Origin of the sequence: Flavobacterium notoginsengisoli, from assembly GCF_042686225.1 — a bacterium.
Lineage (GTDB): Bacteria > Bacteroidota > Bacteroidia > Flavobacteriales > Flavobacteriaceae > Flavobacterium > Flavobacterium notoginsengisoli.
Genome location: NZ_JBHUOT010000027.1, coordinates 1 through 1,310, shown reverse-complemented (window position 1 = coordinate 1,310; position 1,310 = coordinate 1). Strand labels below are relative to the sequence as shown.

Sequence of the window (1,310 nt, the reverse complement as noted above, 5' to 3'; positions counted from 1 at the left end):
TGAGTCGTCCTGAAATAGGTTGACAGGTTTCACAATATTAATTAAAACCAGTAAAGTTCTCTTTGCTGGTTTTTTGATATACAAAATTAGGTGTTTTCATTTTCAAGCTTAAATGCGGCCTTTTTTGATTATAGCATTCTATAGATTCTTTAATTAATTTATTTAATTCTACTGCTGATTTACATTTATAGATTAAAAATTCATGCTTTAAAATCCCATTGATTCTTTCTGCTAAAGCATTCTGATAGCAATCATATCCATCGGTCATTGATGGTTCAATATTGTTCTTTCTTAATTCATTCTGATAAATCTGGGAACAATACTGAAGCCCTCTGTCTGAATGATGTATAAGTGCAAGTTTGTTTTTTCTATTTTTAACTGCCATTTTCAGGGCTTTAACAACATTCTCTGCACTCATATCGTCACTTAAATGATAGCCGACAATTTTCCTGCTGAAAACGTCTGTAACTAATGAGAGATAATGGGTTCTTTCATATGATTTTACATAAGTTATATCACTTACAAAGACCTGTTCGGGCCTATGCACATTAATATCTTTTAGAAGATTAGGATATTTATGAAGCCAGTGTTTAGAAAAAGTTGTTTTAATATAACTCTTTGCAGGCTTTATAAGCAGCTGCTCTCTTTTTAAATACTTGAAAAATGCATCTCTACCGATTTTAATTCCATTTTCAGCAAAACAGTGCTCCAATAAAAAATAAAGTTTTCTTGTGCCTAATCTAGGCATTATTCTTCTTTGTTTTTCAACCAGTTCCCTAACTTTGAGCAATTGTTCTTCGCGTATTAGTAAACGTGATTCATGCTGATAAATCGATTGTCGGCTTATCCCAAATAATCTACAGGCATAGGACATACTTATTCCTTTTTCCTGCCGGATGCTTCTGATGGTTTGGGAGAAAACTTTTTTCTGATTTGAGTTCCATATTGACTGTCAGAAATATCAATCATAGTATTAAGAACCATGTTTTTCAGTTTTTCATCTGCAAGTTCTTTTTCTAATCTTTTGATAATCTGTGCCGGAGTTTCTTTTGATTTTGACATAAAAAGAAGATTAGGTTTGCTCCAGTCTAAGTTACCAAATTTTCGTAACCAAACCAAAACAGTGCTTCTTCCCTGTATTCCGTATTTTTTCTGCGCCTGCTTGTAAGTAAGTTCGCCTTTTTCTACCTGCGAAATAACGGCTAATTTAAAGCCTAAGTTGTAATCTCGCTGACTACGTCGCTCTTTTTTAAATTCTGGATTATTCATAAATAAGTCAATTTTATGTCAACTTATTTCAGGACGAGACA

At 32.8% G+C, this 1,310-nt stretch carries 1 protein-coding gene; it reads right to left on the bottom strand.

What is annotated here, in order from left to right; genetic code table 11:
• Positions 1-37: 37 nt before the first annotated feature.
• Positions 38-1,269, bottom strand: a protein-coding gene (locus tag ACFS3A_RS26700) for an IS3 family transposase (protein WP_379828775.1) whose coding sequence is annotated in 2 segments (ribosomal slippage) — positions 38-921 and positions 921-1,269 — 1,233 coding nt in all. Because the reading frame shifts where the segments join, the coding sequence is not laid out codon by codon here.
• Between the last annotated feature and the right edge of the window lie 41 nt (positions 1,270-1,310).